This is a genomic window from Psychrobacter sp. AOP7-C1-14 (assembly GCF_052376135.1).
Taxonomy (GTDB): domain Bacteria; phylum Pseudomonadota; class Gammaproteobacteria; order Pseudomonadales; family Moraxellaceae; genus Psychrobacter.
Genome location: NZ_JBQSVH010000003.1, coordinates 97956 through 112412 on the forward strand (window position 1 = coordinate 97956; position 14457 = coordinate 112412).

At 42.8% G+C, this 14457-nt stretch carries 12 protein-coding genes; 7 read left to right on the forward strand and 5 right to left on the reverse strand.

The annotated features are described in order from the left end of the window. Nucleotides 1-393 precede the first annotated feature (393 nt). Both ACT3QN_RS04105 and ACT3QN_RS04110 read left to right on the forward strand, forming a co-directional pair. Nucleotides 394-1119 (forward strand): DUF4442 domain-containing protein, encoded by a 726-nt coding sequence (locus tag ACT3QN_RS04105; protein ID WP_444529000.1) that lies wholly within the window; start codon nucleotides 394-396, stop codon nucleotides 1117-1119. A gap of 43 nt (nucleotides 1120-1162) precedes the next feature. Further along, complete coding sequence (locus tag ACT3QN_RS04110; RefSeq protein WP_444529001.1) at nucleotides 1163-1636, forward strand: RidA family protein; 474 nt, start codon at nucleotides 1163-1165, stop codon at nucleotides 1634-1636. Between the two features lie 104 nt (nucleotides 1637-1740). On the opposite strand, the gene gspE is transcribed toward ACT3QN_RS04110, so the two are convergent. Then, nucleotides 1741-3294, reverse strand: a complete 1554-nt coding sequence (gene gspE / locus ACT3QN_RS04115) for a type II secretion system ATPase GspE (RefSeq protein ID WP_444529002.1) — start codon at nucleotides 3292-3294, stop codon at nucleotides 1741-1743. Nucleotides 3295-3622: 328 nt separating this feature from the next. On the opposite strand from gspE, the gene ACT3QN_RS04120 reads away from it, so the two are divergent. Together ACT3QN_RS04120 and ACT3QN_RS04125 are read left to right on the forward strand one after the other, a co-directional pair. After that, entirely contained in the window at nucleotides 3623-4444 is an 822-nt protein-coding gene (locus ACT3QN_RS04120) for a thiazole synthase (RefSeq protein ID WP_444522231.1), read from the forward strand. A 173-nt stretch (nucleotides 4445-4617) separates the two neighbouring features. Next, a complete protein-coding gene (locus tag ACT3QN_RS04125) occupies nucleotides 4618-6045 on the forward strand; it encodes a WS/DGAT/MGAT family O-acyltransferase (RefSeq protein ID WP_444522232.1) in 1428 nt (475 codons plus the stop codon). 100 nt (nucleotides 6046-6145) lie between these two features. On the opposite strand, the gene ACT3QN_RS04130 is transcribed toward ACT3QN_RS04125, so the two are convergent. After that, on the reverse strand, nucleotides 6146-6973 hold the full coding sequence (locus ACT3QN_RS04130; protein WP_444521175.1) for an inositol monophosphatase family protein: 828 nt from the start codon (nucleotides 6971-6973) through the stop codon (nucleotides 6146-6148). Nucleotides 6974-7327: 354 nt separating this feature from the next. Continuing rightward, the gene (gene dxs / locus ACT3QN_RS04135) at nucleotides 7328-9397 is read right to left on the reverse strand and encodes a 1-deoxy-D-xylulose-5-phosphate synthase (protein WP_444529003.1); all 2070 of its coding nucleotides are present in this window, start codon (nucleotides 9395-9397) and stop codon (nucleotides 7328-7330) included. Between the two features lie 633 nt (nucleotides 9398-10030). Between dxs and ribA the strand changes: the two genes are divergently transcribed. The 3 genes from ribA (at nucleotide 10031) to ACT3QN_RS04150 (ending at nucleotide 12643) form a co-directional block, all read left to right on the forward strand. After that, entirely contained in the window at nucleotides 10031-10759 is a 729-nt protein-coding gene (ribA, locus tag ACT3QN_RS04140; protein ID WP_444529004.1) for a GTP cyclohydrolase II, read from the forward strand. Nucleotides 10760-10766: 7 nt separating this feature from the next. After that, nucleotides 10767-11777: an oxygen-dependent coproporphyrinogen oxidase gene (gene hemF / locus ACT3QN_RS04145; protein WP_444529005.1), complete on the forward strand. Its 1011-nt coding sequence runs from the start codon at nucleotides 10767-10769 to the stop codon at nucleotides 11775-11777. A 389-nt stretch (nucleotides 11778-12166) separates the two neighbouring features. Further along, nucleotides 12167-12643 (forward strand): c-type cytochrome, encoded by a 477-nt coding sequence (locus tag ACT3QN_RS04150; protein WP_444529006.1) that lies wholly within the window; start codon nucleotides 12167-12169, stop codon nucleotides 12641-12643. Between the two features lie 144 nt (nucleotides 12644-12787). On the opposite strand, the gene ACT3QN_RS04155 is transcribed toward ACT3QN_RS04150, so the two are convergent. Together ACT3QN_RS04155 and gloA are read right to left on the reverse strand one after the other, a co-directional pair. Further along, nucleotides 12788-13765, reverse strand: coding sequence for a mechanosensitive ion channel family protein (locus tag ACT3QN_RS04155; RefSeq protein WP_444529007.1), 978 nt, complete (start codon nucleotides 13763-13765; stop codon nucleotides 12788-12790). A gap of 72 nt (nucleotides 13766-13837) precedes the next feature. Next, nucleotides 13838-14401 carry a lactoylglutathione lyase gene (gene gloA / locus ACT3QN_RS04160; protein ID WP_444529008.1) on the reverse strand — a complete coding sequence of 188 codons (564 nt, stop codon included), beginning with the start codon at nucleotides 14399-14401 and terminating at the stop codon, nucleotides 13838-13840. Between the last annotated feature and the right edge of the window lie 56 nt (nucleotides 14402-14457).

Below are 14457 nucleotides of genomic sequence, written 5' to 3' on the forward strand. Positions count from 1 at the left end.
TGGCATGGTAACTATAGTCAACCCTCTATAAATTAGATACGGTATCAGTCTCGCTTAATCCACTATTTGTAGCACTTTCACTCAGCTTCCTTGTATCTAAGTTATATTGAACTGCCTATACCAATCACTTAATAATGCTAATGTCCAAATAATACTGATATATAAGATAACTAAGCTACTTTAAGTGGTGATCTAAATTGATGACATAACCTAGCAACATAGCCACGCTACTATTGTTTTATAAGCGCAGCAGTTCATGCTAATAATAGTAGGAAGACAATGGTTGATGTAACATAGTATTTGCAGCGGCTTTTATAATCTATATTTTTCGCCACTATCCTAAAAAGCCGTGTTAAGAATGTCATTCAACTCATTTACGTCAAGGAATTTTGTATGCCAGGATTATTAAAAAAACTACCCACCAAGTTGACCAATAAACTGCCAGCCAAAGCATCTGACAGCACAAAATCATCAGTTGAGAAACCCAGTAGCACGCTAAAACCAATTAGTAATCAGTTTACTAAACTGTTATCCGTCACTAAATACCTGCCTGCTGGTGCACGCTCAAGTATTTTATCTAAAGCTTTTGGCAAAGTTGTCCCATATGTCGGCACCACTGGCATTTATTATGAGACGGTAGAACCAAACCAAGTCGTCGTCAGTCTCAACAACAATAAAGCTGTCCAAAACCATATCGGTTCTATCCATGCAGTCGCCATCACGTTACTGGCTGAAACAGCGACGGGGTTTATTCTGGGTTTAAACTTGCCCTCTGATCGTATCCTACTGATTAAATCTTACTCAGTAAATTTCCATCGTCCGATCAAAAAAGGTCAAATTGCTGCTGTGGCAAGTTTGTCTGACGAACAGCGTTTGGATATCCTAAACACACCAAAAGGTGAGATGGTTATCCCTTGTGTCATCAAAGATCGTGAGTCTGACAGCGACCGCGACCCAATTGTGGTTGAGATGATTTGGGCATGGATACCAAAAGCTGAACTAGAGGCACGTCGCCAAGGTAAAGCGTCTGAAAAAATCGCAGAAGATGACACTAAGACCGAGGCACCCATCGAAGAAAGCGATGTATCATCTACTCAACATGATAGTGATGATCAGTAGTTGATACACAACTGATAACCAACAAATCCAATGAGGAAACAGTATGTCTAAACTTAGTACTTCCCTATCTACGCTATCGCTCGTCGCTATGTGCTCATTGGGTTTTGTTCATAGCGCTAATGCCAACACGACGACTGCTGTTAGCATTGCTAACTCTAGCCCTGTTTTCTTAGGTGATGGCGGTACTTATCCTTTTTCAGAAGCCGTACGCGTGGGCAATACATTATATATGTCGGGGCAAATTGGCTTTAAAGATGGCAAGCTGGTCAAAGGCGGTATCAAAGCTGAGACCAAGCAAGTGCTAGATAATATCCACAGTACGTTATTAAAATATGGCTACCAGAAATCTGATATCGTTAAATGTATGGTCATGCTGACCGACATGGATGACTTTGATGACTTCAATAAAGTCTACAAGGCTGAATTGATGAAACCATATCCTGCACGCTCAGCTTTTGTTGTATCAGAACTAGCCGCTGGCGCAAGCGTTGAAATTGAATGTATGGCTGCAAAATAATAGTGGTTAAAAACGCTAAAGCTTTAAAATCAGAAAAATATTAAAATAACTGACTACTAACGTCAGTTATTTTTATCTGTTATGCATATATTTCTTACAAGCATTTATACCAAGCTCGTGTCGTCCGTTAACGCACTTTCTTTCGTCACTCGCAGCACTTCCTCCAATGTCGTGCGCCCTTCTATGACTTTACGTAAACCATCTGCACGAATCGATGGGGTTTGCTGGCGTGCATACTCTTCTAGTTCATACTCGGCTGTATTGCTATGAATCATACGGCGTAATGTATCGTCGATTGGCACGACTTCATATATAGCGGTACGTCCTTTAAACCCTGACTGATTACATTTATCGCAGCCCACTGGTTTCGGCAAACGAATCGACTCTTTTGCTATAGGTTCGACATTATTCTTTTGCACTGACCCAATGCCAATTTCGGTAAAAATTTTGGCTTGCTCAGTATCGGCATCGTGCCAGCTTTGACAATGTGAACACAAAGTACGCACCAAACGCTGCGCTACTACGCCAATCAGCGACGACGATAACAGAAACGGCTCAACTCCCATATCCTGCAATCGAGTAACCGCACCGATAGCAGTATTGGTATGTAGGGTTGATAATACTAAGTGCCCTGTCAAAGAAGCTTGTACGGCAATCTCTGCTGTCTCTAAATCACGAATTTCACCAACCATTACCACATCAGGATCTTGGCGCAGCATTGCGCGCAAGCTTTTAGCAAACGTCATGTCGACTTTATTGTTGACCTGTGTTTGCCCGATACCATCAAGCTGAAACTCAATCGGATCTTCAGCAGTTAAAATATTGCGAGTTTGATCATTTAAATCGGTCAATGCAGAATATAGCGTCGTGGTTTTACCCGAGCCAGTCGGGCCTGTCACCAAAATAATGCCATGCGGACGATGAATTAAGCGCTTTAGCTCAGTATAGTCATTATCAGAAAGTCCCAAATACGTCATATTAAGACGACCCGCCTGCTTATCTAATAGACGCATCACTACACGCTCACCAAAGCTCGATGGTAAAGTCGATACACGTACATCGACTTCTCGCCCTGCCAATCTTAAACTGATACGACCATCTTGCGGTACCCGCTTTTCAGCGATATCCAATCTGGCCATTACTTTAATACGCGATACTAGCAGCGGAGCCAGCTGGCGTTTTGGTGCGATGATTTCTTTTAGCTCACCATCAACTCGGAAACGGACGACTAAGCGTTTTTCAAAAGTTTCGATATGAATATCTGAGGCACTTAAGCGAATGGCCTCTGACAACAATGCGTTGATCAAGCGAATGATAGGCGCATCGTCCTGCTGATCCATCAAGTCTTCAGTTTCAGGAACGCTATCTGCCAAGCTGTCGAGATCAGGGTGGTCTTCAAGTCCAGCAGCAATATGCTGTGACTCTCCTGTATTGCCAGCATAAACCGCATTCATACGTTTTTCAAAATCATCGGCGCTGACACTTTCGTAAGTGGGTACACTACGAATGCCTTGCTGTTGTAAAAACCGCACCGCTTCATTGATCGCTGACAATGGGGTCGCTTTAGTAAGTACCAATGTCGGTGGTAACTCAGGATCTATCGCAAGTATGGCCAAAACCTGATGGCGTTTTGCAAAACTGTATGGCAACTGCATCATAAAGACGGCCCAATAAATGAAGATAAGATAAAAAGAACGCACGCCAAGACATGATGGATGCCTTGTCCTTAACAGTTCGAATCAAAAAAGACTGCCAGTAAGGTTGCATGAGTTTGTTATAATAGCATTTTGTTTTAGACGGGTATTATTTTATGTGATTGGTACTTTATACCTATCGCCTATCACATATTATGGCTATAAGAGTTAGCATATCATGCGATTTTTTTGCAGACAGCTTGCCATTGTTTATTACAATTTTTAGATCGCTTAGATTACCCATCATACTTTATCTGTCCCCTTCTCCCGCTCGATATTAGGATTTTCCGTTATGTCAGAGAACATTAGCATTACTAATCCAACACCACTTCTACAAGATACCTTTACTGTTGGTAGCCGTACTTTTTCTTCGCGTCTGCTGGTCGGTACAGGTAAATATAAAGATATGACAGAGACTGGAGAAGCTATTGCCGCTTCAGCAGCCGAAATCGTGACCGTTGCTATTCGCCGTGTCAATATTGGACAAAATAGTGATGAGCCCAACTTATTAGATGTAATTTCACCTGATAAATATACGATATTACCTAATACTGCTGGTTGCTTTGACGCCGAAACTGCCGTTCGTACTTGCAAGCTTGCTCGCGAGCTATTGGGCGGTCACAATTTGGTTAAGCTTGAAGTATTGGGTGATGAAAAAACCCTATACCCAAACGTTATGGAAACGCTAAAAGCGGCTAAAGTATTGATCGATGATGGTTTTGAAGTAATGGTTTATACGTCAGATGACCCTATCGTCGCACAAGAATTAGAAAGCATGGGCTGTGTCGCTATCATGCCGCTTGGTAGCTTGATTGGTTCAGGACTCGGTCTACTCAATCGTCACACGCTTAGTATCATAATTGAAAATGCCAAGGTACCAGTATTGGTTGACGCTGGTGTCGGTACTGCGTCTGATGCTGCACTTGCCATGGAGCTTGGCTGTGATGGTGTACTGATGAACTCAGCCATTGCCAACGCACAAAACCCGGTAATGATGGCACACGCAATGAAGCATGCTATGTGGGCAGGTCGCGCTGCGTTTTTGGCAGGTCGTATGCCAATGCGTAAGATGGCTACGGCCAGTTCACCTCAGACAGGTTACTTCTTTCAATAATTTGAAGTATGGATGACATGTCATAATAGAGCGTATTGATTATTTACGTATAGTGCTGTCAGTGCTATGTTTGATTACTTAATACGCTCTATAAAATAATAAAAATGTTATTTCATTGAATATCTACTTGTTATAGTTTTCGTATAACACTTATCGTCATAAAAGGATTTATTATGCGACTTCTCACAGCAGTCGACCAGTTATTCCTACTTCTTGAGTCGCGTAAACAGCCCATGCACGTTGGTGGACTGTTTGTCTTTGAGTTACCAGATAATGCTGATAGCGATTTTGTCTATCAATTGGTAAAACAAATGCAAGAATCCGATGTGCCGCCCAGCTTTCCTTTTAATCAGGTACTTGAACACTTAGCTTTTTGGAAAAAAGATAAAGACTTTGATGTTGAGCATCATTTACATCATGTCGCTTTGCCAAGTCCTGGGCGTGTTCGCGAGCTAATGATGTACGTCTCAAGAGAGCATGGGCGTTTATTAGATCGCGCCATGCCTTTGTGGGAATGTCACGTTATTGAAGGTATTCAGCCAGAAGTTGAAGGTGGACCTGAACGTTTTGCTTGGTACTTTAAGATTCATCACTCTTTGGTTGATGGCATCGCAGCGATGCGTCTAGTCAAAAAATCCCTGTCACAGTCGCCGACTGAACCGGTTACTTTGCCTGTCTGGTCGTTAATGGCACGCCATCGCAACCAAGTAAACGCTATCTTACCCAAGGAAAGATCGTTTAGACGCATCTTAAAAGAACAAATATCAACCATCAAACCTGTCTTTGCAGAAGTGATCGACAATATAAAAAATTACGGCGATGAAGGGTATGTTAGTACCTTTGATGCACCAATGAGTATTTTGAACAGACGCATATCGGCTTCAAGAAGAGTCGCTGCTCAGTCTTATGACATACAGCGTTTTAACGATATCGCTGAAAGGCTCAAAATTAGTAGGAACGATGTGGTACTGGCGGTATGTGCAGGCGCTATTCGTCGTTACTTAATCGCGATGGATTCGTTACCAACCAAGCCTCTTATTGCTTTTGTTCCGATGTCGCTACGTACCGACAATAGTATATCTGGTAATCAGTTGTCATTTGTTTTAGCGAATTTGGGCACCCATTTAGACAACCCACTACGCAGAATGGAACTTATTCACCGTAGCATGAATAACGGTAAACGTCGCTTTCGCCGCATGAATCAAGCGCAAGTAATCAACTACAGTGTCGTCTCCTATCTGTGGCAGGGAATCAATTTGGCTACGGGTCTGTTTCCTAAAAAACAAGCCTTTAACCTCATCATCTCAAACGTACCTGGCTCTGAAAAGCCGCTGTACTGGAATGGCGCACGTCTGCAGTCTTTGTACCCTGCTTCTATTGTCTTTAATGGTCAAGCGATGAACATCACTTTAGCCAGTTATTTGGATAAGATAGAGTTTGGCATCACAGCGTGTAGTAAAGCACTACCACATATGCAAGACATGCTGATGCATATAGAAGAAGAGCTCGACCTGTTAGAGACAACCAGCAAAGAGCTTGAGTTTCAAGGTATCACGGTAAAAGATAAGACACGTCAAAAAGCAAAAAAGCTGGCTCCATAATGGAACCAGCTTTTCAGTATATGTTCTAAAAGCGACTACCAGCTGTAATCATTTTTAGTTGTATGAGCTTTAGATAATATTTCTTTTTGATACGCCGCTTTTAAATAACGTCGCCCCAAGCTGGCACAACCATTTGCATCAATGGTTTTAGTAGCTTAACGTTACAAGCAAAGATCGAGCCTGAGGTCATAGAGTTGTGTGCGCCAGTATGATCCACTACAACACCGCGTGCTTCAGTCACAATCAATTCACCTGCGGCAATATCCCACGGCTTAATTGACATTTCAAAGTAACCATCAAAACGACCAGCAGCCACATAGCATAAATCAAGCGCTGCTGAACCCATACGACGAACCTGACCACCTGCTTCAGAGACCTTTTGTAAGCTCTCAAAGTGCTGTTTGGCAAAAGAAACTACTTCACCATTACGCTTACGCTCAAGCGGATGACCTGTCGTAAAGAAACCACCGTCGATAGTTTTACGTTCGCTCACTTGCATACGGCGATTATTTAAACGTGCGCCTTTACCACGGCTCGCTGAGAACATCTCATCACGAACAGGATCATAAACCACACCATGCTGGGTAACGCCTTTGTGCTGTACAGCGATGGATACGCAGAACTGTGGTACACCATGAACAAAGTTTTTAGTGCCATCTAGCGGATCGATAATCCAGCACCAGTCAGCATCTTCGCCGCGACCTTCTTGCATACCAAACTCTTCACCCAAAAATGAATGATTAGGATAGCTGGCTTTTAGCGTCTCAATGGTAAGCTCTTCGCTAAAGCGATCGATGCGAGTAACCAAACCATCAAGCCCTTTAGACTCAATATCTAACTCGATTTTGTGACGGTTTTGATGCGCATATAAAATCTCTTTACCAACTTTTTCAGCAGTACGCGCTGCGATGACGACCATGGGTTCCATAAATAACCTATTTGCTTAATGAATGAATATAAAAAATAAGACCAACTCTGTGCCCACAACATGCCAAACAGCCGCCGCATCACACCACATCTATGCGATTAAAAACGTGTCTTTTATACGTAAAAATTTATAAACGACAACCGCATTATACTAAAATTGTTCGATAAAAACGAAAAAACCGTCACGCTGACCACGCCCGTATTTTGGCGATCATCTAAACTGCGCAAATTGTAAAAAAGTTAGCACCTACGGCTAGCAGGCGTTTGCTCTGTTTAAAGAGCGTATATCTGTTTTTATTAATACCTTTTTAGCGCATTAATTTTTAAAATAATATTGTAACGTTAAACACAGTATCTACGATAACAGCATCTTAAGCTGTTTGAGCACGCCTTCAACATCTAAACCACAGTCGGCCCACTGCTCTGCTTGGGAGCCATGTGCAATAAAGCGATCAGGAATACCGATATTAGCAATAGCTGGACGATTTTTCTTAAAGGCATCCGACTCGTTGAGCAAATACTCATTTACCGCACTACCTGCGCCGCCCATAATCATGTGCTCTTCTAGGGTTGCTATATGAGTGACTCCTTGTGCCAGTAACGTCTCAAGCATTGCTGTATCTAGCGGTTTTACCCAGCGCATATTGACCATATGTATCTGACATTCTAACGCTGAATCGTCCGCTAAGATTTCTGCGGCTTGCTGAGCAGTTGCTACCATTGTACCAAAAGCCAATAATGCCAGTTTGTAAGGCGCATCAGATTTACCTAATATTGACTCAACGACCGCTTCACCAATTTTATAAGTTTGGGCTGGCTGCTTAATATCAGCACCTGTACCTGTACCACGTGGATAACGTACGGCCGTGCAGCCTGGATATTCATAGCAAGTATTGAGCAAATGGTAGCATTCGTTCTCGTCTTTCGGCGCTGCAATCACCATATTAGGCACACAACGCAAAAATCCAAAATCAAACACGCCAGCATGCGTAGCACCATCTTCGCCAACTAAGCCCGCTCGATCAATGGCAAACATAACATCGAGGTTTTGTAAAGCCACGTCATGGATCAGCTGATCATATCCGCGCTGCAAGAACGTTGAATAAATCGCGACAATAGGTTTGACGCCTTGAGTCGCCATCCCAGCCGCTAGCGTGACCGCGTGTTGCTCAGCAATGGCCACATCAAAAAAACGCTCTGGAAAATGACGAGCAAAATCAGTCATCCCTGAGCCTTCTTCCATGGCTGGTGTGATGGCTAGCAACTTATCATCTTCAGCCGCTTTATCACATAGAAACTGCCCAAACACTTGCGAATATTTTAACGCTGGCTTTGTATTTGGTTGTTTCTTCGGCTGCTCTATAGAGTCAGCTTTAGAACTTTTATGCTCTTCATGATTTTCGACTGGTAATTTGCTGATTGCATGATAGCCCACTGGATCCAACTCTGCTGATGCAAACCCTTTACCTTTAGTGGTATAGATATGTACCAATACTGGACCCTTTACTTGCTTTGCCAGTGACAATACACGCAGTAGTTCAGGGATATTATGACCATCAAATGGTCCAAAATAGGTAAAACCAATGGCTTTAAATAAATTATCTTCTAGCTGCGGAACGTCGCGCATCTCTTTGTGACGCTTGCGGCGATCAAACGCTTGCATATCAGGACGGTGACAAAGTACTGGCTCGCCTGACTCAGAGATATCCACTTGGTAGCCTGACTCCCAAAGCATTGCCAAATGTCTTGAAAATCCGCCAATAGAGCAAGATATCGACATATCATTGTCATTTAGAATAACTAGCAAATCAGCATCTTGCTGTACTGCATCATTCATCGCCTCAAATGCCATACCACCTGTCATCGCACCATCACCGATGATACAGGCAACATTTTGCTCGCGGCCTTGATAACGCAATGCAAGACTCATGCCCAGACCAGCTGAAATAGAGGTCGATGAGTGTCCGACACCGAATGTATCGTAGACAGACTCTGCGCGCTCAGGGAATGCTGTCAGACCATCCTTAGATCTGATCGTACCTAGCTGCTCGCGGCGGCCTGTCAATACTTTATGAGCATAGGCTTGGTGACCCACGTCCCAAACGATTTGGTCTTGCGGCGCATCTAACAAATAATGCAAAACGATTGTCAGTTCAACCACGCCCAAATTAGCACCAAAATGCCCACCGCTCTGACCAGCTGAATACAATAAAAAAAGGCGCAACTCATCAGCCAGCGTAATAAGATTGGCCGTTGAAAGCGTGCTAAGTCCAGTGGGTGTATCAATTGCATCAAGCAATGGCGTATGAGGACGCACACGTGGAATCACAGTATAGGTCTGCTGTAAGCTCGATAGCTGAGCAGCAGAATCCAGCACTGATGTAGATAGGAACTGAGACTTTGGAGAATGAGGTGACTGCTGCATAAACCGTACGATACCTACCAATCTGCTGACAAGACGTGTCTTTTAAATATAGCGATGACTATATTTAAAAGACGTCAATAATACCTACATCATTATTGATGTAATCGACCATATAATTATTCATGCAACTTTCGTATTTGTATAGCTGCGCTACTTACGACAGGTGACACGCTATCATAATAGAATACGCGTCAACACCGCCCTTTTGATATCAAAATATTGATGCGTTTACGTTATTAACTACTGAGGGGTGACATTATGCCCTATTATTTCGCATCAATAGCGAATGTTAGTGACGACATAGTAATGTAAGGGTAAAGACTTGTCACTGTATCCGTCAAAATAGTATGGCATAATAGCATTTTTTTTTAATTGTCGCTTTAATCATCGTGCGTCGTCTGTGAACTTTGTGTGTTTTTATAACAAACACAATGAGCACGCTGTCCTTGTGAGCAGGTTATACTGGTATTATCTTGGTATTAGCAGTAAAGTTGAGGTGACATACTTATCTCGACTAATATTTATCTCGTAAACAGTCGTTATCTCGAACAGTAACTATCTCAAACAGCGTTCGTTTTAAACAGCAATAACATACTTTTCACCGCCACAACTTTAGGCTTATGTAGGACAGCAATGTCATATCAATTTATCACTAGTGCCAAATTACCCACTCGTCATGGCGAGTTTGATATTCATATCTTCGAAAATAGCGAAGGTCAAGAGCATGTTATGCTGACCGTTGGTCTGCCTGTGGTCGACCAAAAGACAGTTGATATGGCTAGCCGATCTTCAGACGACACAATATTGAGCCAAAAAGACGAATCAGTAGCAAAGCAAGTACCGCTCATTCGTATTCATTCTGAATGTCTAACAGGCGATGCGTTTAGCTCATTGAAATGTGATTGCGGACCGCAGTTGAATACTGCCATGCAAGCCATTCAAGAGTCAGGTTGCGGTGCGATTTTATATTTGCGTCAAGAAGGTCGCGGTATCGGCTTGACCAACAAAATTCGTGCGTATGCCCTACAAGATCAAGGCCATGATACATTGGATGCCAATCTCATGTTAGGCTTGCCTGCTGATGCACGTATCTACGACATGTGTAGTCCGATGCTTGCCCATGTTGGGGTTGATGCCGTCAGGCTCATCACCAACAATCCAAACAAGGTTGCTTATCTGACTGAGCATGGTATTAATGTTGTTGAACGTGTGCCATTATTGGTCGGTGTCAACGATATGAATGCTGAGTATCTAGCAACCAAACGTGATCGCATGGGCCACTTGTTTGATAAGAATATCAATCTTGATAAAGATGTCTCTCACGACACAGACCTTAATACAGCCATACACCTGAATAAATAGATATCATATGAGTATTGCAAATACAGATAACGAAACAGACTTATCAATGGCAGCGTCAGTGACGATGCCAACCCATGATGACATTATGAGAGTGCGCGAGTTTTTAGTTGATTTACAAGCGCGTATTTGTGAAGCACTAGAAGCACAAGAGCGCGATGGCGGCACTAATAACAACGAGCATGCGACCTTTATTCCTGATGACTGGGAACGTCCTGAAGGCGGCGGCGGTCGGTCATGCGTATTGGCAGATGGCGAAGTCATCGAAAAAGCTGGCGTCATGTTCAGCCATATTCATGTACATAATTTACCTGCCTCTGCTACTGCACGTCACCCTAATATCGCTGGACGCAAAGCTCAAGCAATGGGCGTGTCACTGGTAGTCCATCCCAAAAATCCAAATGTACCTACGAGCCATGCCAATGTGCGTTTATTCGTAGCAGAAGCGGAAGGCGAAGCGCCGATCTGGTGGTTTGGTGGTGGTTTTGACTTAACGCCCTTTTATCCGGTATTAGAGGACTGCGTACATTGGCATCAAGTCTGTCATGACCTGTGCGCACCATTCGGAGATAATATCTACGCTGACTTTAAACAGTGGTGTGATGAGTATTTTCATCTGCGCCATCGTGATGAACAGCGTGGTATTGGCGGTCTATTTTATGATGATGTCAGTACTGAAAGTCGCGGCTGGGACTTTGAGACTTGCTTTAACTTTATGAAAGCAGTGGGCAATGGTTATCTTGACGGTATCATGCCGATTTTTGAACAACGTAAAAACACGCCTTATACTGAAGCGCAGCGCGAGTTTCAGCTCTATCGCCGTGGCCGTTACGTCGAATACAATTTGGTCTATGATCGTGGCACGCTATTTGGGCTACAGAGCAATGGGCGTATCGAATCTATTCTAGTCAGTATGCCGCCGCTTGCCAGCTGGCATTATCGTTTTGAGCCTACTGAAGGAACGCCTGAATTTGAGTTGACTGATTATTATTTAAAGCCGCGTGATTGGTTAGCACTGTAGGTTTTGTAAATTAGGTTTTATCAATATCGCGATATTGATATCTCTGAAAACTTTGGGAAGGTCAGCCTCTATCGCTGACCTTTTTCATTGTCAGCACTGTTTAAACGAAGCATTATCGCACTGTTATCGTACAGAAATACGCTGCATAACCATCAAACAAACACCACAACCAGCCATAACCATGTTAAGTTATGCTTATTTAAAATATTACGAGGATATAACAACTATATCATCCTCATTGCATAGATAACCGTTACAATAGAAGACGTTCTTTATTAGCAACTGTGCTCAAAAGAATTTTAGGCAGTATCTTGTATAACTATATTTTAAGTCAAAGCGAGCGTTTCTAATTGCGCTTACTATTAGCCAAGTTTAAAGGAGTAAGTCATATGGCACAGATTCATACCAACAAATCTTTCAAGTCTCTGTTTAGCGTTACTTTGATGGCGGCGGCACTCGGTCTAACGGCCTGTAGCACGTCAACAGGGACTAACCCTGATGTACAAGCGCGTCAAGACAGCATGAAAAACTGGGGCGACGCGGTGGGCGTTATGGGTGATATGGCAAAAGCACCTGATACCTTTGATGCTGAAGTATTTAAAGAGCAAGCCGCGTTCTTGGCAGAAGATGCTGCCAAACCTTGGAGCCATTTTGAAGACCCAGAAGCGGTAGGCAATGCTACCGAAGCAGTTTGGTCTGATGCTGACGGCTTCAGTGCCGAAGCTGAAAACTTCCAAAAAGTCACGGCTGAGCTAAATGCTGCAGCACAAAATGCTACAAGCATGGACGACGTCAAACCTGCCTTTGGACAAGTTGGTGCAAGCTGTAAATCATGCCATACTGACTTTAGAGCAAAATCTGAATAAGTCTTTATACTTATAGTAGACAGATAAATTAGTAGATAGATAAATACGAAAAACCGCCATACCACTAGGTATGGCGGTTTTTTAGTTGTCTGAGTTATTATAGGAATTGAACTCTTGATCTCAACTGAACATCTAATAAGCGCACTACTCTGCCACTGTTTTATTCATATTCACAGCTTCTTGCTGCTCGTTCATTTTATTAACGATAGCACCTACTGAAGGATCACTCAAATCAATCGTACGTATTGGGAATGGAATGTTTACACCCGCTGCATCCAACGAATCTTTAATACCTACAATTACTTGATGAATCGAGGCGACCTTATGAGCTTGTGTCCCGTCTTCGATAAACCAGCGTACCATTAGGTCAATGGACGAACCACCAAAACCAGTAGCAATCACGCTTGGCGTTGCTTTCTTTGAGACGCTCTCTATCTTATCTAATGCTTTTATAATCTCAGCTTTGGCAGCTTCGATATCATCTTCATAACCAATACCCACTGCAACCTGTAGACGGCGCTGCTTATAAGCGGTATTGACGGTTAACGCCGAAGTATAAAGATCTGAGTTTGGAATCACTACTTGCCTGCCATCATAGGTCTTGATGGTGGTTGCCCGTATTTTGATATCTTCGACCGTTCCTTCATATTCTCCTGAGACAATCTGATCACCGATACGAAACGGCTCTGAGATCAATAGCAAAATACCAGAGAGCAAGTTTTGAAAAATATCTTTAAAAGCAAAACCGATAGCGACCGAACCAATACCAAGCGCTCCGATCAGCTTAGCAGGGGTAAATCCTGGTACTGCAATAACCATCGCTATCATAAAACCAATAAAGAAAATGAGTGCACCACCTACCCTCTGAAATACTTTCACCAAGTTCTGATGTCGGCTACGGCTACCTAATAATTTGTGGACGATTTTTTTGAAGACAATGGATAAAAACCAAAAAATTAGGACAACAATGATTGATGCAACAAAATATGGGATTCGTTCAACAAAGCTAACCCATATATCGTTTGCTGAGCCAAGGATGCTTTGATACGTTATTCCATCTTTCGTCGTAGACTGCGCAGCTCTCTCAGCACTCAGCGTTGTTTCTGCCTCAGAAGTAGGCATTTAGGTGATACTCCTTTGTTTTATTTATTCCTATCAGTACATTTATCTCAATGGATGCGGTCGTTTGAACAATTAACCCATCAAATCAGCCTGAACGATTTCAATCCAGTAGCCGTCTACATCTTTGATAAAGGCAATGTTTTTCATGCTGCCATCTTCTGGACGTTTTTTGAATTCGACGTCATTTTTATCAAACCAAGCAACCGCTTCATCCAAACTTGGAACGCTAAAACAAATATGACCAAAACCCTGTGGATCTTGATTACCGTCATGATAGCTAAAATCAGCTTTTGTCTCAGTACCGTAGTTATGCGTCAACTCCAAAATCCCACGCTGACGGAAGGCAAATATTTCTAGGTCGTCACCTGTTGGCAAATTTTCGCGCTCGCTCTCGGACAATTTAGCCAAGAAATATAAATCGAACCCCATATCAGGGAATTTTTTGACGGCAAGTAAGGTCATACCTAAGACACCAGTGTAAAACGCTAATGATTTAGCAGGATCTTTGACACGCAGCATGGTGTGATTAAAGGTAAAGCCTGTAGTCTGTGATGAAATTGGCTGGACACCATCCGTACTAACGCTGCTAGCAGGCTGTTCTATTGCGTCATTATTGTTGTTAGATGAAGTAGACATAGTTATCCTAATATAATTCAAAAAATAAATGCATAAACACGCAAATCATGATCGTC

Coding starts and splice junctions, on each gene's coding strand:
- ACT3QN_RS04105 (WP_444529000.1), top strand. CDS start 394: ATGCCAGGATTATTAAAAAAACTACCCACCAAGTTGACCAATAAACTG.
- ACT3QN_RS04110 (WP_444529001.1), top strand. CDS start 1,163: ATGTCTAAACTTAGTACTTCCCTATCTACGCTATCGCTCGTCGCTATG.
- gspE (WP_444529002.1), bottom strand. CDS start 3,294: ATGATGCAGTTGCCATACAGTTTTGCAAAACGCCATCAGGTTTTGGCC.
- ACT3QN_RS04120 (WP_444522231.1), top strand. CDS start 3,623: ATGTCAGAGAACATTAGCATTACTAATCCAACACCACTTCTACAAGAT.
- ACT3QN_RS04125 (WP_444522232.1), top strand. CDS start 4,618: ATGCGACTTCTCACAGCAGTCGACCAGTTATTCCTACTTCTTGAGTCG.
- ACT3QN_RS04130 (WP_444521175.1), bottom strand. CDS start 6,973: ATGGAACCCATGGTCGTCATCGCAGCGCGTACTGCTGAAAAAGTTGGT.
- dxs (WP_444529003.1), bottom strand. CDS start 9,397: ATGCAGCAGTCACCTCATTCTCCAAAGTCTCAGTTCCTATCTACATCA.
- ribA (WP_444529004.1), top strand. CDS start 10,031: ATGTCATATCAATTTATCACTAGTGCCAAATTACCCACTCGTCATGGC.
- hemF (WP_444529005.1), top strand. CDS start 10,767: ATGAGTATTGCAAATACAGATAACGAAACAGACTTATCAATGGCAGCG.
- ACT3QN_RS04150 (WP_444529006.1), top strand. CDS start 12,167: ATGGCACAGATTCATACCAACAAATCTTTCAAGTCTCTGTTTAGCGTT.
- ACT3QN_RS04155 (WP_444529007.1), bottom strand. CDS start 13,765: ATGCCTACTTCTGAGGCAGAAACAACGCTGAGTGCTGAGAGAGCTGCG.
- gloA (WP_444529008.1), bottom strand. CDS start 14,401: ATGTCTACTTCATCTAACAACAATAATGACGCAATAGAACAGCCTGCT.